The 17001-nt window shown below is 67.4% G+C and carries 13 protein-coding genes; 8 read left to right on the forward strand and 5 right to left on the reverse strand.

Features of this window, described 5'->3' with window-relative positions; genetic code table 11:
* Window positions 1-1309 precede the first annotated feature (1309 nt).
* The 5 genes from G4D86_RS05755 to G4D86_RS05780 all read left to right on the forward strand — a co-directional run bounded on the left by G4D86_RS05755 (window position 1310) and on the right by G4D86_RS05780 (window position 8245).
* On the forward strand, window positions 1310-3340 hold the full coding sequence (locus tag G4D86_RS05755) for a M13 family metallopeptidase (RefSeq protein ID WP_163990295.1): 2031 nt from the start codon (window positions 1310-1312) through the stop codon (window positions 3338-3340).
* 162 nt (window positions 3341-3502) lie between these two features.
* Complete coding sequence (locus G4D86_RS05760; RefSeq protein ID WP_163990296.1) at window positions 3503-4405, forward strand: beta propeller repeat protein; 903 nt, start codon at window positions 3503-3505, stop codon at window positions 4403-4405.
* Window positions 4406-4579: 174 nt separating this feature from the next.
* Entirely contained in the window at window positions 4580-5662 is a 1083-nt protein-coding gene (locus tag G4D86_RS52590; protein WP_240360062.1) for an MBL fold metallo-hydrolase, read from the forward strand.
* Between the two features lie 184 nt (window positions 5663-5846).
* Window positions 5847-5981 (forward strand): IS66 family transposase, encoded by a 135-nt coding sequence (locus tag G4D86_RS05770; protein ID WP_163990298.1) that lies wholly within the window; start codon window positions 5847-5849, stop codon window positions 5979-5981.
* Window positions 5982-7105: 1124 nt separating this feature from the next.
* Window positions 7106-8245: a hypothetical protein gene (locus G4D86_RS05780; RefSeq protein WP_240360085.1), complete on the forward strand. Its 1140-nt coding sequence runs from the start codon at window positions 7106-7108 to the stop codon at window positions 8243-8245.
* A 262-nt stretch (window positions 8246-8507) separates the two neighbouring features.
* Here the strand turns inward: G4D86_RS05780 and G4D86_RS05785 are convergent, their stop codons facing one another.
* The 3 genes from G4D86_RS05785 to G4D86_RS05795 all read right to left on the reverse strand — a co-directional run bounded on the left by G4D86_RS05785 (window position 8508) and on the right by G4D86_RS05795 (window position 11747).
* A complete protein-coding gene (locus G4D86_RS05785; RefSeq protein WP_163990305.1) occupies window positions 8508-9824 on the reverse strand; it encodes a TolB-like translocation protein in 1317 nt (438 codons plus the stop codon).
* Window positions 9825-10110: 286 nt separating this feature from the next.
* Window positions 10111-11586, reverse strand: coding sequence for a MocR-like pyridoxine biosynthesis transcription factor PdxR (pdxR, locus tag G4D86_RS05790; protein WP_163990306.1), 1476 nt, complete (start codon window positions 11584-11586; stop codon window positions 10111-10113).
* 14 nt (window positions 11587-11600) lie between these two features.
* Window positions 11601-11747, reverse strand: coding sequence for a winged helix-turn-helix transcriptional regulator (locus G4D86_RS05795; protein ID WP_205519488.1), 147 nt, complete (start codon window positions 11745-11747; stop codon window positions 11601-11603).
* A 109-nt stretch (window positions 11748-11856) separates the two neighbouring features.
* On the opposite strand from G4D86_RS05795, the gene G4D86_RS05800 reads away from it, so the two are divergent.
* Window positions 11857-12414 carry a dihydrofolate reductase family protein gene (locus tag G4D86_RS05800; protein ID WP_163990308.1) on the forward strand — a complete coding sequence of 186 codons (558 nt, stop codon included), beginning with the start codon at window positions 11857-11859 and terminating at the stop codon, window positions 12412-12414.
* A gap of 32 nt (window positions 12415-12446) precedes the next feature.
* On the opposite strand, the gene G4D86_RS05805 is transcribed toward G4D86_RS05800, so the two are convergent.
* Window positions 12447-13538 carry an aldo/keto reductase gene (locus G4D86_RS05805; RefSeq protein ID WP_163990310.1) on the reverse strand — a complete coding sequence of 364 codons (1092 nt, stop codon included), beginning with the start codon at window positions 13536-13538 and terminating at the stop codon, window positions 12447-12449.
* A 98-nt stretch (window positions 13539-13636) separates the two neighbouring features.
* Between G4D86_RS05805 and G4D86_RS05810 the strand changes: the two genes are divergently transcribed.
* Together G4D86_RS05810 and G4D86_RS05815 are read left to right on the forward strand one after the other, a co-directional pair.
* Entirely contained in the window at window positions 13637-14557 is a 921-nt protein-coding gene (locus tag G4D86_RS05810; RefSeq protein WP_163990313.1) for a LysR family transcriptional regulator, read from the forward strand.
* Window positions 14558-14641: 84 nt separating this feature from the next.
* The gene (locus tag G4D86_RS05815; RefSeq protein WP_205519473.1) at window positions 14642-15283 is read left to right on the forward strand and encodes a GyrI-like domain-containing protein; all 642 of its coding nucleotides are present in this window, start codon (window positions 14642-14644) and stop codon (window positions 15281-15283) included.
* Window positions 15284-15415: 132 nt separating this feature from the next.
* On the opposite strand, the gene G4D86_RS05820 is transcribed toward G4D86_RS05815, so the two are convergent.
* A complete protein-coding gene (locus tag G4D86_RS05820; protein WP_163990315.1) occupies window positions 15416-16891 on the reverse strand; it encodes a DUF4397 domain-containing protein in 1476 nt (491 codons plus the stop codon).
* Window positions 16892-17001: the final 110 nt, after the last annotated feature.

The raw sequence follows: 17001 nt of genomic DNA on the forward strand, positions 1-17001 counted from the left end.
CGGCTGGAGCAGGCGCTGGCCCTGCATGAGGCGGCGGCTGGCAAGGGGCATCCTACGCATAGAATCGAGAGAATGGGATGGGTAGGGACGCGCCGGTGGGGGCCAGCGCACCGGAGGGCAGGGCGGCGTCCGCTTCTCCACGTCCGGGCCGGCGATATGTCCTGCGCGCCGCCGCGTTCCCGACCCCGGACGCAGAGACGTGTCCTGCCGTGGGCGCCGGGCCGGGCCTTCTCGTGCCGTGCCCGACATGGCGGACAGGCGGGTGGGGTCCGGCGCCTGGTATGGCGCGGCGCCGCGTCTTCGCCAGTCGGCCCGTGGGGGCGTTCTCTCCAGGGACCCGCTGAGGGGGCACCTCCGACTGGCGTTCCATCGGACGAACGGGGAACCTATGTCCTTACCCCTGGCGGGGCACTCACAGGATGCGTACGTGGCCGTGCGTCGAGGCCGGGCTATTGTGTTGCTGTTGCATTTGCTATTGCCGGAAGTCGGCTGGGCGCGGGAACAGGAAGCTCCCCTGGGCGCGGCTGACGTGGGGCATCACGACATCGTGCAGCGAGAGGGAGCGTTCGTCTCCGTCGGCATGAGGGTAGACGATGTCCGCTGACTACCTGCCGCTGCGGTGGGGGCTGCTGTGGTCATGCGCCGCCATGCTGGTCAACGCATAAGAGGGATGGGGGGCCCTGTTGAGAGGGAGGGAGGGTGCAGAGGGGCCGAGGAGGGCCGCTGACGGGGCCGCCCGAGTGATGCTCCCGTCCGGTGGACAGGCCGCTTGAGCCCCTTGGGGTACACGCCTGCCCGGACCGCGCTCCCATCAGGTGCGTAGCAGGGGCCTGGACCTCTTGGCGCCTCTTGAGCCTCAACACCCCGCGGCCTGGGGTGGCCCTGGTGCCGGGGCCCACCTCGCACATGCCGTGGGCAAGCCCAGGTGCTCCAGAATCGCCCGCACCCCGGGGGCCCCCTTCACGTACGCCAAGACCCTTGAGCCTGCCTCCACACCTCACGCAGGCGAACACGTCGAACGTCGAACGTCCTCCTGAGCAACTCCGCGAAAGTCCACTCGCGGTGTCCTCTCCTTCATCCGCTCCTTCCTGGCCGCTGCCTCAAGCCCCGCGCTCGCCTCCTGCGCACCTGCTTGAGGGAGCCTCCACGTCCGTCCAAAACCAATCTGCCCAGGCGATTACGAGCGCCAGCGGGACTGGGACTCCAACGCCATCGCCCCTGTGCATTCCAGCGCACGCGGGCTGCAATCCCAGACATCGCCCCGGAGGCCGCTTCAGGCGTGCCGGCGGACTGTGATAGGAACGCCGGCATGCAAAGAGCCTGGTGGGGATGCACCCTCGCGGTACTCGTGATGGGCATGGGCTGTGGTGACACGGAGGACCCGGTCGAGGAGCCGCTGCGGGAAACCCACGTGGACCTCTCGGCCATCGACAGGTCCGTCAACCCCTGCGAGGACTTCTATGCCTTCGCCTGTGGAGGATGGGTGAAGAGCCACGCGCTCCCGGACGATGCCTCGTACGACGCGCGCTTCTTCAAGCCCTACCAGGACCAGTACCCCATCCTGCAACGCATCATCGATGACAACCTCGCGGGGAAGCACCAGGCGGATGACCCGGAAGGCGCGCTGGTGGCGGACTACTACCGCAGCTGCATGAATGCGCCGGCGCTCCGGGCATCGCGCGCGGAGCTGCAGACCCTGCTGGGCACCGTGGATACAGTCACGAGCGTCCAGGAGCTGCCTCGGGCGGTGGCGAAGCTGTGGGAGGTGGGCGCGGAGCCGCTCTTCTCCTTCTACGTCGGGGTCGACCCGGCGGATGCGCGCCGCCACCTCGTCACGCTGGACCAGGGCGGGCTGTCGCTGCCGGACCGGCACTACTACCTCGACGCGCAATACGAGCCCGTGCGGACCCGCTACCGGCAGCACGTGTCGCGGCTCGCCGCGCTGCTGGCGCCGGGCCTTCGGGTCGACGCGGACGCGGTGCTGCGCCTGGAGACGGCGCTGGCCCAGGCCTCGCAGGACCGCGCGTCGCAGCGGGACCCGCTGGCCACCTACCACCGCACCCGGCGCGTGGACCTGGTGGCGCGCGTGCCGCGGTTCGGCTGGGACGCCTTCTGGCGGGAGGCGGGGGTGGCCAGCTTCGAGGAGCTGAACGTGCAGGTCCCCTCGTACTTCGACGCGCTGGATTCATTCCTGGCGCAGCAGCCGCTGGAGGACGTGAAGAGCTACCTGCGCTGGAAGCTCCTGGAGGCCGCGGCCAGCGCGCTGGACCAGGAGGTCCTGACGGAGGAGTTCGACTTCCACGGCCGGTTCTTCGCCGGCCAGCAGGAGGCGGCCCCGCGGTGGTGGACCTGCTACAACAGCGCGCTGTCGGACATGGGGCACGCGCTCGCGCGGCCCTACGTGGCGCGCTACTTCAAGGAGGACAGCCGCGCCGAGGCGCGCCGGGTGCTGGAAGCGGTGCGCGCCTCGTTCCGCCAGCGGGTGGAGGCGGCGTCCTGGCTGGATGACGCGACGCGGGCGGAGGCGCTCGCGAAGCTTTCGAAGGTGCGCGACGACGTCGGCTTCCCGGACCGGTGGGTGAGCTACGCGGGGCTGGGCATCGGGCCCACGTCCTACCTGGGCAACCAGCTCGCGCTGACGCGCAAGGCGTACCGGGACAACGCGGCCAGCCTGGATGCGCCGGCGGATGACGGGCTGTGGGCCATGTCGCCCGTCGAGGTGAATGCGTACTACGCGCCCACGCGCAATCAGATGGTGTTCCCGGCGGGCATCCTCCAGCGGCCCTTCTTCGCCGTCAGCGCCTCGCTGGCGTCGAACTTCGGCGCCATCGGGGCGGTGATGGGGCACGAGCTGACGCACGGCTTCGATGACCAGGGGCGGCACTACGACGGCGAGGGCTCGCTGCGCGACTGGTGGGCGGCGCCGGTGGCGGAGCGCTTCGAGGAGCGGGCCCAGTGCCTGGTGGACCAGTATGCCTCCTATGAGGCACTGCCGGGGACGTATGTAAATGGGGAGCTGACGCTCGGGGAGAACATCGCGGACCTCGGGGGCCTGCGGGTGGCGTACGAAGCGCTCCTGGCGCGCGAGGCCGCCGAGGGAACGGTGGCGCCCGGGCTGCGGGAGTACACGCCGCGCCAGGAGCTCTTCCTGAGCTACGTACAACTGTGGTGCGAGGTGTGGCGTCCGGACGTGCAGCGCCAGAACCTGCTGGCGGACCCGCACGCGCCGGGGCGGTTCCGCGCGAATGGCACGCTGAGCAACCTGCCGGCGTTCGCGGAAGCGTTCCAATGCAAGGCGGGCAGCCGCATGGTGCGGCCGAACACCTGCGAGGTCTGGTAGCGGGAGGGGCCCCGCGCTCGCCCCTCCATCGGTTGACGGTGGGGCTGATGGACAACGAGGCCATTCAAAGCCCGGCAATCCTCAGGGGTTGCCGGGCTTTTCCTCAGAAGGGCAAGAGGATGTGATAGCGACACAGAACAACACGAATCATGGGAGCTCGACATGGCCAGGCCTGGACTCTTCTTTTCCGACGGCGTGGCCATCGACGGCGAACAGTTCTTCTTCGGCGCAGGCATGCACGAGCACCGTGACGCGGATTCGTCCGTCATCGGCTGTCTGCTCGACGGCGAATGGGGCTACCACTCGGTCGAAGAGGACTTCATTACTTCAATCACCTATGTGCGAGAGCGGGCTGAGGTGGTGGCGCTCGGCAAGAACGGGCTGGTCAAACATGCAACGCCCCGCAAGGCGCAGCTGGCCGTGGACAACATGGCCGGCCGGTTCCAGGTGAAGCAACTTCAAGGCGCCGAAGAAGCAGGGCCGATGGAGCGCATCCGCGCGATTGGCTCAGCCGTCTTCGCGTGCGGCTGGGCCGGGCAGATCTACCGTCGAAGCAGAGGCGTGTGGGAACAGTTCGACCTCGGCAAGAACCTCAACTTCCTGGCGATTGATGGCTTTTCGGACCATGACGTCTATGCCGTCGGGCTGAAAGGCATCATCTGGCACTTCGATGGCCGGACGTGGCGAGCGATCGCCAGCCCGACCCACCAGAACCTCTACGACGTTCGCTGCTTCGCATCCGGTGACTTGGTGGCTTGCGGCGCGGAAGGTAGCGTCTTCCGGGGCTCGGGACCTCACTTGCAATCCATTGGCGATTCTTCCTTCAAAGGCAATTGCTGGGCCGTGGAGCAATTCAAGGACAAGCTCTACCTGACGCTGTCGGACAACCGCCTGGCGGTCCTTCGCCAAGGCAGCCTACGGGACGTCAAGATTCATTCGAAGGAACCGCGCACCACCTATCGCCTGTCGGCGACGCAGGATGTGCTGTACTCCTTCGGCCCGTCCGACATCGCGATGTTCGACGGCCGCAAGTGGCACGATGTGATCTGCCCGGAGAACACCTGAGGCCCCATTACGATATCACGGCGCGCGGTCTCCTTTTTTCCTGGGCTCGCGCGGGCAACCGGGACACAGTTGCTCATGTCTTCGGACCCGCGCTCCACGTGGACGCCCTCTCCGACCACTCGCGAGAGCAGCGCATCGCCTTCGCCGATGCGCCGAGGCTCCAGGCAATCCCCGATGAAATGGCTCCTTGCGTGCGTCGCGCCGGTCCTGCTCGCAGTATGGATTCTGTTCTTGAGCGCTCACGGGCCGACCTCCTGGCTGGTCGTTGCTGGCGCTCTGATTGGCAGTGCCTGCGTCGCTGGCTTTTCTTTTCTGCGCTCGTTCTCTCGTCCCCTGCGAGCGCTCTCTCTCGCGCTCTATCTGCTGCCACTGGGGCTCTTGTCTACCTATCGTGCGTCGCCGTTCTCCGTATCGAAGACCTTCGAGATCGGCGCGCTCCCGCCGGCTTCCGCGCCTTCCGAGATGTCGATTGCCCGGCTTCCGACCGGCGCCACCTACCGCAGCGCGTCCTTTGGGTATCGCGGTGGCTCTCTCTTCGAGCCGCGAGAGTTCTCAATGACCGCGACCCTGATCAAGCACCCCAAGGGTGACCTCTTGATCGACACCGGGTTCGGCCGGGATATCGAACAGCACCTCGCGAAGCTGCCTCTCTTCTTTCGGCTCCTGACACGCTACTCGCTGAGCAAGACCGTGCGCGAGCAACTCCAAGCGAGCGGGAATGAGCTGACCCGGCTGCGCGCGATCCTTTTGACCCACTCCCACTGGGACCACATCAGCGGCGCTGCGGATTTTCCCGAAGTGCCTGTCTGGATACCTCCCGCGGAACGAAGCTTCGTCCAAGGTGAAGACTTCACCACGGCCTCCGCAAGAAGCATCCAGTCGCTGCATTTCGAAGAGTATCGATTCGAGGCGCACCCCTATCTCGGCTTCTCGGAGAGCCATGATGTCTACGGAGATGGTACGGTGGTGATCGTCCCGGCGCCCGGCCATACGCCGGGCTCTGTGATTGTCTTCGTGACGCTTCCGGACAACAAGCGCTACGCCTTTATCGGAGACCTCGCCTGGCAATTGGAGGGTGTCGCCGAGCAGGAGGAGCGCCCGCTCACGCAGCGCCTCGCGGATGTCGAGCCTCGGCTCGTCCGTGAGAACCTCGCGCATATGGCCGCGATATCAGCGCGATACCCGGAGATGACCATCGTCGTCGCGCATGACCCGCGGAGCTTCGCATCGATTCCGACGCTGGTGCCAAAGCCATGAGATGGGCCGGTGTGTGACCAAAGCCGAGAGGGTGTCAAAGACTTCGTGTGAGGGACTCGGGTCCACCTGCAGAAGTCCTACGAGGCGGTGCTGGCCGAAGTCTTCTCTTCGCCCCTCATCCCAAGGCCCTCAAGTACATGCTGAAGCTGTGGGACGGGCTGACCGTCTTCCTGCGCACCCCCGGGTGCCCCTCGACAACAACCATGTGGAGCGGCAGGTGCGCGGCATGGCGGTGGGCCGGAAGAACCACTACGGCAGCATGGCGTCGGGACGGGGCACGGCGAACACTTACGACCTGCCGAGCGGTGACGACGCATAAGAGGGATGGGGGCCCTGTTGATGGGGAGGGAGGGTGCAGAGCGCCCGAGGAGGGCCGCTGACGGGGCCGCCCGAGTGATGCTCCCGTCCGGTGGACAGGCCGCTTGAGCCCCTTGGGGTACACGCCTGCCCAGACCGCGCTCCCATCAGGTGCGTAGCAGGGGCCTGGAGCTCTTGGCGCCTCTTGAGCCTCAACACCCCGCGGCCTGGGGTGGCCCTCGTGCCGGGGCCCACCTCGCACATGCCGTGGGCAAGCCCAGGTGCTCCAGAATTGCCCGCACCCCGGGGGCCCCCTTCACGTACGCCAAGACCCTTGAGCCTGCCTCCACACCTCACGCAGGCCAACACGTCGAAGTCGAACGTCCTCCTGAGCAACTCTGCGAAAGTCCACTCGCGGTGTCCTCTCCTTCATCCGCTCCTTCCTGGCCGCTGCCTCAAGCCCCGCGCTCGCCTCCTGCGCACCTGCTTGAGGGAGCGCGCGCTCCGCCCCTGACGAAGTGTGTGGGCGCCTGCTGCCCGGCGTTCCTGGAGGGATTCTCCCTGAAGGGGGGAGGTCGCGAGGCGCTTCCGCATCCACACGGCCTTCCTGCACCTGGGGAGCGTGGGGTTCCCCGTCACGGGACCGCTACACGTTCGACACAAGGGAAGCAGTGCGAGCGGCGGAGGCGCTGGGCGCGTGCCGCAGGGTGCCGGCGCACTACGACGGCTGGAGCCACTTCCGGCAGCCGCTCGACGAGGCAAAGCGGGTCTTCAAAGAGGCGGGCCTGGACGCGCGCATGACGTGGCGCGTGCCCGGAGCGCGGACGCCACTCGACGGATGTCGGAGTCTGGAATGAAATGCGCCACACTCGGCGCGACAGGCCGCATGTCTTTTTCCAGTGCTTCTGGCCAGACATGATCAGGACTGCCGAAATCGGCTCAATCAGCCCAATACCTGTTTCAATTCCATGCGCATCCAACGATGATGGCGGCGATTGGCGAAATGCTAATCATTGATGCAAAAGGATAATTATGTCACAGCTTCATAAGTGTCTGCTGACAGCCTCCCTGGCCTTCCTGGGTTTGAGCGCCTGTGGCGACGTGGCCCCTCCGGACGCGGCACAGCCCAGCACCCGCCAGGATGAGATGGTGGCAGAGGCTGTGCCTCTCCCGCTCCCTGTCGGCTGCCTCCTGACCTCACTGGATACAGACCGTGACGGCATCTGTGACATCGTGGAGGTTGTGTTGGGCACCGATCCCAACAAGGCTGACACGGATGGGGACCGCCTCAGCGACTACGTAGAGACGTTCGGCTTCGGCGGCCTGGATCTGAGTGCTCTCGGCGCCAACCCGCGCAAGAAGGACGTCTTCGTGGAGATGGACTACTATCCCACCCTCAGGCCCCCCCAGGCCACGCTGGACAAGGTCGTCACGGCTTTCGCCAGCGCGCCGGTGAGCAACCCGGATGGGTCCACAGGCATCACGCTGCACCTGGTGGTGGATCAGGAGATCGCCGCCGCGGACGCGGACATGGACCTGAACCCCGTGTGGACGGAATTCGACGTCATCAAGGGGAAGTACTTCGCCGCCGCCCGCGCGCCCTACTTTCACTACATGGTGTTCGCGAAACGATACAACGGAGGCTTCTCCAGCGGTATCGCTCGCGGCGTCCCCGCGCATGACTTCCTGGTGACGGTGGCCTCTTTCAATGGCACGGAGCAACAGAATGCCGGCACCCTCATGCACGAACTGGGGCACGACCTGGGCCTGCTCCACGGTGGCAATGACGACGACAACTACAAGCCCAACTACCTGAGCATCATGAACTACGAATACCAGTTCTATGGATTCGAACTTGGCGGCAAGGTCGGCGCGCTCGACTACTCGCGTGTGCGGGTGGCTTCCATCAGCGAGGCGGCCGTCTACGATCTCACCGCGTTCGCGCCCGTCGCCCCGACCACCGAGTCGGACCTGGGCAAGATCTACGGGCTGCGCTTCAACGGCGCCCAGGTGTCTATGTTCTCTGCAACCGACTTCGTCGACTTCAACAACAACCGCCAATACGACTTCAACACCTATGCGCTGGACTTCAACCGCGACGGCGACTTGACGGATGTGTTCCCCACGTCGCAGAACGACTGGGCGGCCCTGTTGTACGACGGCGGCGGCCAGATTGGCTTCGCCACGCCGGGCATCTCCCGGTACCTGGATCGCGAGGAGCCTTTCCTCGTTGCCCCCGAGAAGATGGAGCCCTGCCTCAGCGTGGAGCCGGACCGCGCCCCGTAAGTCCGCCTCCCGTCGCTGAAGAGTCGAATCCCACCGCCGGGGCCGCCTGCACGGGCCCCGGCGGGCGTGTCTGCCCCCTCAAGCAGGTGCGGAGGAGGTGCGCGCGGCCTGGGAAGGCATGTACCCCAAGGGAGCTCAAGCGGCCTGTCCACCGGCCGGGAGCATCGCTCGGGCGAAGAGCCCCGTGGCGCCGCAAGGTGCCACAGGGCCTTGCTTTCACGCGGCGCGGCGATGGACACCTCCGCGCCCTCGTCCGGACGCGCTAGGGCTCGGCGCGCGCCACGTAGACCCCGGCGGTCACCCCGGGCGCGTTGCGGGTGTAGATGAGCAGGCGGCCGTCTGGGCTCGCCAGGAAGTTGGCGTCGACGCCGGTGGCGATGCGCCGCGGCTCCAGGGTCTTCCTGGAGACGTCCACGACCCTCAGGTCGCCCGTGAACGTGCCGAGGTCGAAGTTGTCGAGGTACGAGACCTTGCTCCCCCTGGCCGGCAGGTAGTTCCACGCCTTGTCATCGCTGTATTGCCGCGAGGTCGTGCCGGACTGAGCGAAGAGGGCACCCAGCCCGTTCGCCGCGTCGGTCGAGCGCGCGAACAGGAAATGCTTCGAGTCGGCGGTGAAGCTGGGAACACCGCTCCAGTTGCGAGGCTCGGCGTCGATCACGACCGCCTGGCGCGCACCGCGCACGTCGACCTGGTTCTGATCGAGTCCAGAGCTCGACGCCCGGGTGAAATAAGCGAGCTTCTTGCGGTCCGGCGAGCCCCAGGGCCTGGTGATGAGGTCCGAGCCGGCGAGTGTCGTCAGGAAGCCGCGGATGTTCTCGACCAGCGTGGTCCGCTCGCCGGTGGCCGGGTCGAACCGCTTCAGCGCCGGCCGGGTGCCGACGAGGCCGACATACACGACCCCGTCCCTGGTGATGAAGCCCGTGCGAGTGACATTCTGGTCGACGACGATGGGCGCTCGATGCTCGGAGACCACGACGGCCGTGGACGGAGACGCGAGCGTGGTGAAGAAGGTGGTTCCGCTCTCGTCCGCGGTGAAGAAGGGCGGCGTCGCCACGCCGCTGAGCAGGTCGGCCTTCGTGCTCCCTCTCCAACTGGACAGCGTCGCGGTGCTCTCCCCGGGCCGGCAGTACAGCGCGACCGGGTGCGCGGAGTCGCCGCTGCCCACGAAGCTCGCCCACGGACGGCAATAGCCGAAGGGGAACCCCATCGGGATGCCGGCGGCCATCGTCGTGCGCCACGAGAGGTCGGCCGACGCCAGCTCGAGGTCTCCCGAGGTTCCATCCGCGCTGCCGCGCGTGGGGTACAGGACCGAACGCCCGTCGGGGCTCGCCGCGGTAGAGAAGGTTCCGATCGGCGAACCGTCCGAAGCGAAGTTCGCGCCGGACTCCGCGCTCCAGACCCACAGCGGGCTCACGCCAAACCCGGGTTTCGTACGGTCGGGATTCGTCCAGACGAACGCCACCTTGCCGGAGGCGTAGACGAAGGCGAGGTTTCCCGCCGGGACGGAGGCCACGCGCTGCCGCTGCGCTCCTGGAATGAGGGCCGAGGCGAAGACCTCGGTGCCCTCCTGGTAGAGCACGTAATCGTCGCTCGTCACCGCGAGCAGCTGCTGGGCGCTCCCGGGCTGAACGAGCAGCGGAGCGGAACTGGAGACCTCCTGGGTCTCCTGCAGCGTCTGGAGGTCTTGGGTCGACGGGTCACCACAGCTCGCAAGCGCCAGGACCCACCCGCCAATCAGCAATCGTCTCGTCATCGGTTTCTCCCGTTGGGGTTCGCGGGAAGAAATGACGGGAGGACTTCTGCATATGGGTCCAGTTCCGGAAAACGAAGGGGTCCAGTCGGGCGTGAGCAGCGCGGCGACGCCGTCAGCGCCGACGGGGCGGGAGCGCTGCGCGGCTCATGGCCTCCGCGTACGCCTTGCCGAGACGGCGCGCCGCCTCGACGAGCTGAGCCTCATCGCACGCGGCGAAACCGAGGCGAGCGAAGTCGCGGGGTGCGGCTCCGAGCAAGAAGTGGCTCGCCGCCTGGAACGACACGCCGGCGGCCAGCGCGTGCTGGAGCCAGGCGTCGACGTCCGCGCCCGGCGCCTGTGCCCAGATGGCCAGTCCGCCATTCGGCGCCGTGAAGACGAGGTCGGGGACGTGGCGCGTCAGCGCTTCCGCGAGCGCGTCCCGTCGTGAGCGATAGAGGCGCCGCGCTCGGCGGACGTGTCGCTCGAGCTCTCCGTCCTCGATGAGCTCCGCCACCGCGCGCTCCACGATGTGGTCCCCCTGCTGGTCGACGTACGCGCGATAGCTCGCGATGCGCTCAGCGACCTCGGGGGTGGACGCCACGAAGCCCAACCGGAGGCCGGGAGCGAGAATCTTCGACAGCGTGCCGAAGTAGACGACTACGCCGAAGCGGTCCGAGTGCGCCAGCGGCAACACGGGCGAACCCTCGTACTGGAACTCGTGGTCGTAGTCGTCCTCGAGGATGAGCATGCCTCGCTGGCGTGCCAGCTCCAGCAGCCTCAGTCGCCGGGGCGCGCTCAAGGTCACCGTGGTGGGGAGCTGGTGGTGCGGCGTGAGGTAGACGGCGTTCACCTGCCGGGTGGCGCAGACCGCCTCGAGCGCGGTGACGTCCAGGCCTTCACCGTCCACCGGAATGGGCACCACCTCCACGCCGACGAGCTGGAACACGCCTCGGAAGGCCGGGTGGCTGTACGCCTCGACCGCGACGCAGTCTCCTGGCGCGAGCAGGGTCCGCGCCGCGAGGTACAGCCCCTGCTGGGTGCCGCGGACGATGTTGATGGTGTCGAGCGTCGCGCGCACGCCCCTGCTGCGCGTCAACATCTCGACCACTGCCTCGCGCAGCCGCGGTTCGCCTCGCGGGTCCCCATAGTCGAGCAGCCTTCGGGCGCCGCGGCCGTCGAGAGCGTGGCGGTACGCGCGCGACAACGCGGCGCGGGGGATGAACGAGAGCTCCGGGATTCCGCCCAACAGCAGCAGCTCCGCGCGTCGAGACGCCGCGGACCCGGGGAGCTCGAGCCGTGGCAACCGGAATCCGGCAGCCCTCGCCATCGCCTTCCCCGAGGACTCGGGGGACACCGGCAGCTCGAGCGAGACGTAGGTCCCCTTCGCTCGCTCGCTGGTGATCCAGCCCTCCCGCGCCAGCTCGAAGAACGCAGCGACCACCGTCTTGCGGTGGACGCCCAGCTGCGCCGCCAGCTTGCGCGTGGATGGGAGCCGGTCTCCTGGTGCCAGGCGCCCACGCTGGATCTCCTCGGCGATGGCGCGGGCGATCTGCTGCGCGCGCGGACCTCGCCAGTCCGTACCGACCTTCAGCACAAACTCCCAGCTCATCAGCGCACGTCCTCTCACGCGACATCTTCCCTGATGCTCACCGACTCGCGGAAGTGGCGGCGGTTGCCGAACATCAGGTCGCGGACGACGCTCAGGCTCCAGCGATCCCCCAGCGCCTCGAGCGTCAGATTGATCGGGCAGCCCGAGCGTGGGGCGTTCATGCGCACCCCAAAAACCAGTTGCGATATGAAATCAGTCGACCTGGCTCACAACCACTTGCATAATGCAATCATAACCGTGCGGATGTGTGCGTAAGGAAAGGAAGTGGGTATGGCCAGGCTCGTATTCGGCATGAACCAGTCCCTGGACGGCTACGTCGACCATATGAAGTTTGGGCCAGGCCCCACGCTCTTCCGCCACTTCATCGAGGAGGCTCAGGGGCAGGCGGGCAGTGTGTACGGTCGCAAGATGTATGAGCTCATGCGCTACTGGGACGACGAGCATCCTGAATGGGATGCAGAGAAACGCGCCTTCGCGGCGGCGTGGCGGAAGCAGCCGAAATGGGTCGTCTCGCGCTCGTTGAAGTCGGTCGGCCCCAATGCCACGCTTGTTGGAGATGATCTCGAGGGCGCGATCCGCGAGCTGAAGGCCGAGCGCACCGGGGAGATCGAAGTTGCTGGCCCTGACCTGGCGCGCAGCCTCACCGAACTCGGCCTGATCGATGAGTATCGTATCTACCTGCACCCCGTCGTGCTTGGCCACGGCACACCCTATTTCGCCGGACCCCGGCCGCCGCTCCGCCTCATGACTCATGAGCGGATTGGCGAGGATGTGCTCAGGTTGACCTACGTTCCTGCTCAATCTCGCGACGATGGAGATCGCCGCTGAGGTCTGGTTCTGGGTTGGGCTCGACAGTCCCGTCAATGGTGCTCGCCGCGCCGTTGCGGCAGCACCGGCGAAGGCTGTGACGGCTCCCCATTGATGGTGGTCCCACCGGCGTAGACCCCTGACGCGTGCCGCAGCAACGGGATGGGGAACGGCAACTCCGGCGCGGAGACCGCATCGAGCGCCGCGAGCTGCTCGGCCGTCAGCGTCACCTCGAGCGCCTGCACGTTGTCCTCGAAGTGCTGGAGGGTCCGTCCGCCGATGATGGTCGACCCCACGCCAGGCTGCGAACGCACCCAGGCGAGGGCCACGCGCGGCACGGTGGTGCCCAGCTCCCTGGCGATGCGGGCGAGCACCTCGACGATGTCGTAGTCCTTCTCCTTCACCCGTCCCGCGACCATCGCCGCCCGGCCGCCCGTCACCTTGCCTGCATTCTCGCGCGTGTACTTCCCGCTGAGCCGGCCAGAAGCGAGCGGCGACCACGGCACCACGCCCAGCCCGAGCTCCCGCGCCATGGGAATGAGCTCACCCTCGACGGTGCGCTCGGCGAGCGAGTACTCGATCTGCAACGCGATGAACGGCGCCCACCCGCGGAACTGCGCGAGCAGCTGTGCCTGCGCGACCTTCCAGGCCGGCGCATCCGAGATGCCGAGGTAGCGGACCTTCCCCGACTGCACGAGGTCGTGCATCGCCGCGACAGTCTCTTCGAGGGGCGTGTGCTTGTCCCAGATGTGCAGGTAGTAGAGGTCGATGAAGTCGGTGCGCAGGCGGCGCAGGGACTGCTCGCAGGCCGCGACAATCGCCTTTCGGTTGGAGCCGCCGCCGTTGGGGTCGCCCGGGTAGAGGTTGCCACTGAACTTGGTGGCGATGACCACCCGGTCGCGCTTCTCCCGGTCGTGCGCCAGGTGGTCCCCGATGATCTTCTCGGAGTGCCCGCGCGTGTAGAAGTTGGCGGTGTCGATGAAGTTTCCGCCAAGCTCCAGGTACCGGTCGAGAATCTGCTCGGACTCCTTCACGCTCGAGCCAAAGCCGGGGCCAAGGTCTTCGCCGAAGGTCATCGCGCCCAGGCAGAAGGGGCTCACGCGGAGGCCTGAGCGGCCGAGGGTGACGTAGTGATTCAAGGGCATGGTTCGCTCCCGTGGAGGTGGACACGAAAAGGTATGCCGCGCGCGCGGCACGCCCACCACCTCGCAATCATGCAAGGGCCATGAAACGATGTTTCACAATGGCCAGCCCGCACCAGCTCCAGACCGCACTGCCGCAGCTCTCGGTGTTCCTCGCCGTCGCGCGCCACCGCAGCTTCACGGGCGCCGCACGGGAACTTGGCGTCTCGACCTCGGCGGTGAGCCACTCGGTGCGGCAGCTCGAGGAGCTGCTGCGCGTGGTGCTGCTGCAGCGGACCACGCGCGCGGTGACACCGACCGACGCCGGCGCGCGGCTCCTCGAGAACGCCAGCGCCCCGGTGAAGCTCGCGCTCGAGGCGCTCGCCTCCGCGAACGCGAAGGCGGGAGACATCGTCGGCCGCGTGAAGCTGAGCATCTCGCAGGGGGCCGTGCCGCACGTGCTGGAGCCGGTGGTGCCGGTGTTCCGCCAGCGCTACCCGCAAGTCTCCCTCGAGGTCGTGGTCGAAGAGCGCGCCGCCATCGACTTCGTGGCCGAGGGTTACGACGCCGCCTTCCAGGTCACCGAGGTCATCGCGCGCGACATGGGGCGGGTGCGGCTGACCGAGCCGTTCAAGTTCTTCGTGGTCGGCTCGCCCGCCTACCTCGCGAAGCACGGGACGCCGCGGAAGCCCGAGGACCTGCTCCAGCACGAATGCATCACGTTCCGCTGGCCCACGGGCAATGCCCTCTACGCCTGGGAGCTCGAGCGGGGCCGGCGCAAGTGGCGCGTACCGGTGCGGGGTGGCCTGGTCACCAACCACCTTCAGTCGTACATCTCCATGGCGGAGGCGGGCCTCGGCCTCGCGTACACCGCGGACATGACCATCAAAGACCAGCTCGCGGACGGGCGGCTGGTGGCGGTGCTCCCAGCGTATGCGCCGACCGAGCCGGGCCTCTTCCTCTGCTATCCGAGCCACGCTCAGCGTTCGCCGGCGCTGCGGTTGTTCATCGAGACGACCAAGGAGGTGCTGCGCCTGAAGTAGGCCCGGCGCGGTGCCCTCCGGGCCGCCTTCGCGGGCGCCTCGAACTCCTCAATAAACCTGCCGCAGACAGAAAGAGAGCAACGGGTGCGCACAGCCAATGGGGCCACTGAAAAGATGAACCTTCGTGCACTGCATAAGGAGATATATGCTCCTTCGCACAAGGAATTCAGTGTGGTTGTCGTGCCCAGGATGTCGTTTGTGATGGCTGACGGCGAGGGCAATCCAAATCTCGCTCAAAGCTATAGGGATGCAGTTCAGGCGCTGTACGCGGTTTCATACACCTTGAAGTTTGCCAGCAAGAAGTTGGCAAACAGGGACTATGTGGTCGCGCCGCTCGAGGGATTGTGGAGTGCCGATGATCCCGCTGCATTCGTACAGCGCCGTAAAGACGAGTGGAAGTGGACCATGATGATAATGCAGCCGGAATGGATCACGAAGGAGATGTTTGACGAGGCAGTCGAGGTGGTGCGGACCAAGAAGAATCCGGCGGCTTTGCCTGGCGTGTATTTCGATACCTACGACGAAGGCCTGTCGGTGCAGATCATGCACATTGGCTCATATGACGATGAGGCGCCGACACTGAGGCGTTTGCATGAAGAGTACATGCCGGCGAATGGCTTGGATTTCAATGGGCCTCACCACGAGGTGTACATTGGAGATCCGCGTAAAGCAGAGCCGTCGAAACTCAAAACAATTCTTCGGCAACCGGTCAAGAGAAGGACGTAACAGGCCCAGGCACACCGCCACCGCGCTCCACGAGAAGCACAGCGCGCCGCCCACGGCGTGGACGGGGTCGAGGAAGGCGGGCGCCACGGTCGAGGGAGGACCGTGGCGCCCGCTGGGGACCGCGAGCAGGGGCTAATGCACGACGGGCTGCAGGGTGACGGCCACCCAGGGCGAGGCGCTGGTGTCCACCGCCACCAGCCGGAAGGACGCCTCGTTCTCCCCGTGCGTGGGCGACAGCGCTCCCGCGGCCACCGCGAAGACGCCCCTGCCGATGAAGAGCCCGGTGTCGAGGTCGAAGCGTGCCACCGGCGTGCGGTCGCTCGCGGAGGCGGCGGCCACGCCCACCCGGGCCTGGACCGCAGGCAGCTCCAGGCCCTCGGGCGCGGAGGCCTGCCGGTAGGTCACGTCGTTGAAGGCCGCATGCGTCGGGACGAGCCCGTTCTCCAGCGGCGCCACGTCCACCTCGGGCGCGTCCGGCGAGGCGTGCACCACGCGCAGCCTCATGCTGTCGTTGTCCTGGGCGAAGCTGTCGGCGAAGGCGAGCAGCTCGAAGGTGGACGTCGCCGGGTCCCCCGCGCCGGGCGACAGGAAGCCTGCGGCCACCACGAGATAGCGGCCTCCGGCCTCCAGCGCGGGCGTGCTGTCGGCACCGGCGGGGGGGCCCGCCGGGCGCGAGGCGCCGTGCGCATTCGCGAAGACGTCCAGGGTGTACGTGCCCGGCGGCACCTGGATGGGCTTGGAGAGCTGGCCGAAGGTCAGGTTGTCCACCAGCTCGGTGGTGCCCGCGAAGATGTCCACGGGGGGCGCGTCCGGCGAGGCGTGCAGCGCGTAGACGACGGGGTTCTGCCGGATGAAGCCCACCCCGGCCGCGAGCAGGCCGAAGCCGTTGGTGGCGCCAGGCTTCGCGGAGAGCTGCCCGGTGGCGATGACGAACACCTCGCCGCGAGACGGCAGGGCGGGGAGGGTGAAGGCCGTCACCTTGGTGCCTCCCGCGAGCACGCCCACCTGGAAGGACTGGCCCGCGGGCAGGTCCACCCCGGTGGCGCCGGTGTCCTGGAAGCGCTGCAGGCCCGTCACCTCGGAGGAGCCGTCATCGCCCACGTCCAGCGCCACGGTGGGCGCGTCCGCGCCCGCGTGGACGATGCGCACGCGCGCCCGTCCGTCCGCCGGAGCGCCGAAGCCCTCCGCCAGCGGCAGCACGCGGAAGGCCTGCAGGGTGTTGGTGGAGCCGAGCAGGCCCGAGGCCAGCGCGCTCACGGTGGCGTTGGCACCCAGCGTCAGCGGGCCGGTGGAGTACGCGGGCGCCGAGCTCGCCGCCGCGCCGGCCGCGCGCACCTGCACGTTGTACGTGCCCGCGGGCACGGAGGCGTAGCCCGTCGTGTCGCCGTACTTCACGTTGGTGAACAGCGGCGTCGCCTGGCCCTCGGCATAGATGTCCACCGCTGGGGCGTCGGGCGACCCGTGGATGACGCGCAGCCTCGCGGTCTTGGTGTCCGGCGGGTCGTTCGGGTCCTTGTCGTCGCCTTCACCGCAGCCCGCGGACAGCGTGGACATCGAAGCGGCCAGCGCCGCCACCAGGACGCGGTTCCTCCAGAAGCTCCTCAGCATGTTTCTCTCCCCTGAATGGATGGATTGACTGAAGGCCGCACCTCAGGAGCGAGGTGCGACGCGTCGGCGCCGCCCTGACGGAAAGAACTCACGGAGCGGGTTGATGGGGG

This window comes from Pyxidicoccus caerfyrddinensis (assembly GCF_010894405.1).
GTDB classification, from domain to species: domain Bacteria; phylum Myxococcota; class Myxococcia; order Myxococcales; family Myxococcaceae; genus Myxococcus; species Myxococcus caerfyrddinensis.

Bases quoted from the DNA above. Each gene is read 5' to 3' on its own strand.
- G4D86_RS52590 (WP_240360062.1), top strand. From the start codon at position 4,580: ATGAAATGGCTCCTTGCGTGCGTCGCGCCGGTCCTGCTCGCAGTATGG.
- G4D86_RS05755 (WP_163990295.1), top strand. From the start codon at position 1,310: ATGCAAAGAGCCTGGTGGGGATGCACCCTCGCGGTACTCGTGATGGGC.
- G4D86_RS05820 (WP_163990315.1), bottom strand. From the start codon at position 16,891: ATGCTGAGGAGCTTCTGGAGGAACCGCGTCCTGGTGGCGGCGCTGGCC.
- G4D86_RS05800 (WP_163990308.1), top strand. From the start codon at position 11,857: ATGGCCAGGCTCGTATTCGGCATGAACCAGTCCCTGGACGGCTACGTC.
- G4D86_RS05795 (WP_205519488.1), bottom strand. From the start codon at position 11,747: ATGAACGCCCCACGCTCGGGCTGCCCGATCAATCTGACGCTCGAGGCG.
- G4D86_RS05760 (WP_163990296.1), top strand. From the start codon at position 3,503: ATGGCCAGGCCTGGACTCTTCTTTTCCGACGGCGTGGCCATCGACGGC.
- pdxR (WP_163990306.1), bottom strand. From the start codon at position 11,586: ATGAGCTGGGAGTTTGTGCTGAAGGTCGGTACGGACTGGCGAGGTCCG.
- G4D86_RS05780 (WP_240360085.1), top strand. From the start codon at position 7,106: ATGGTGGCAGAGGCTGTGCCTCTCCCGCTCCCTGTCGGCTGCCTCCTG.
- G4D86_RS05805 (WP_163990310.1), bottom strand. From the start codon at position 13,538: ATGCCCTTGAATCACTACGTCACCCTCGGCCGCTCAGGCCTCCGCGTG.
- G4D86_RS05810 (WP_163990313.1), top strand. From the start codon at position 13,637: ATGGCCAGCCCGCACCAGCTCCAGACCGCACTGCCGCAGCTCTCGGTG.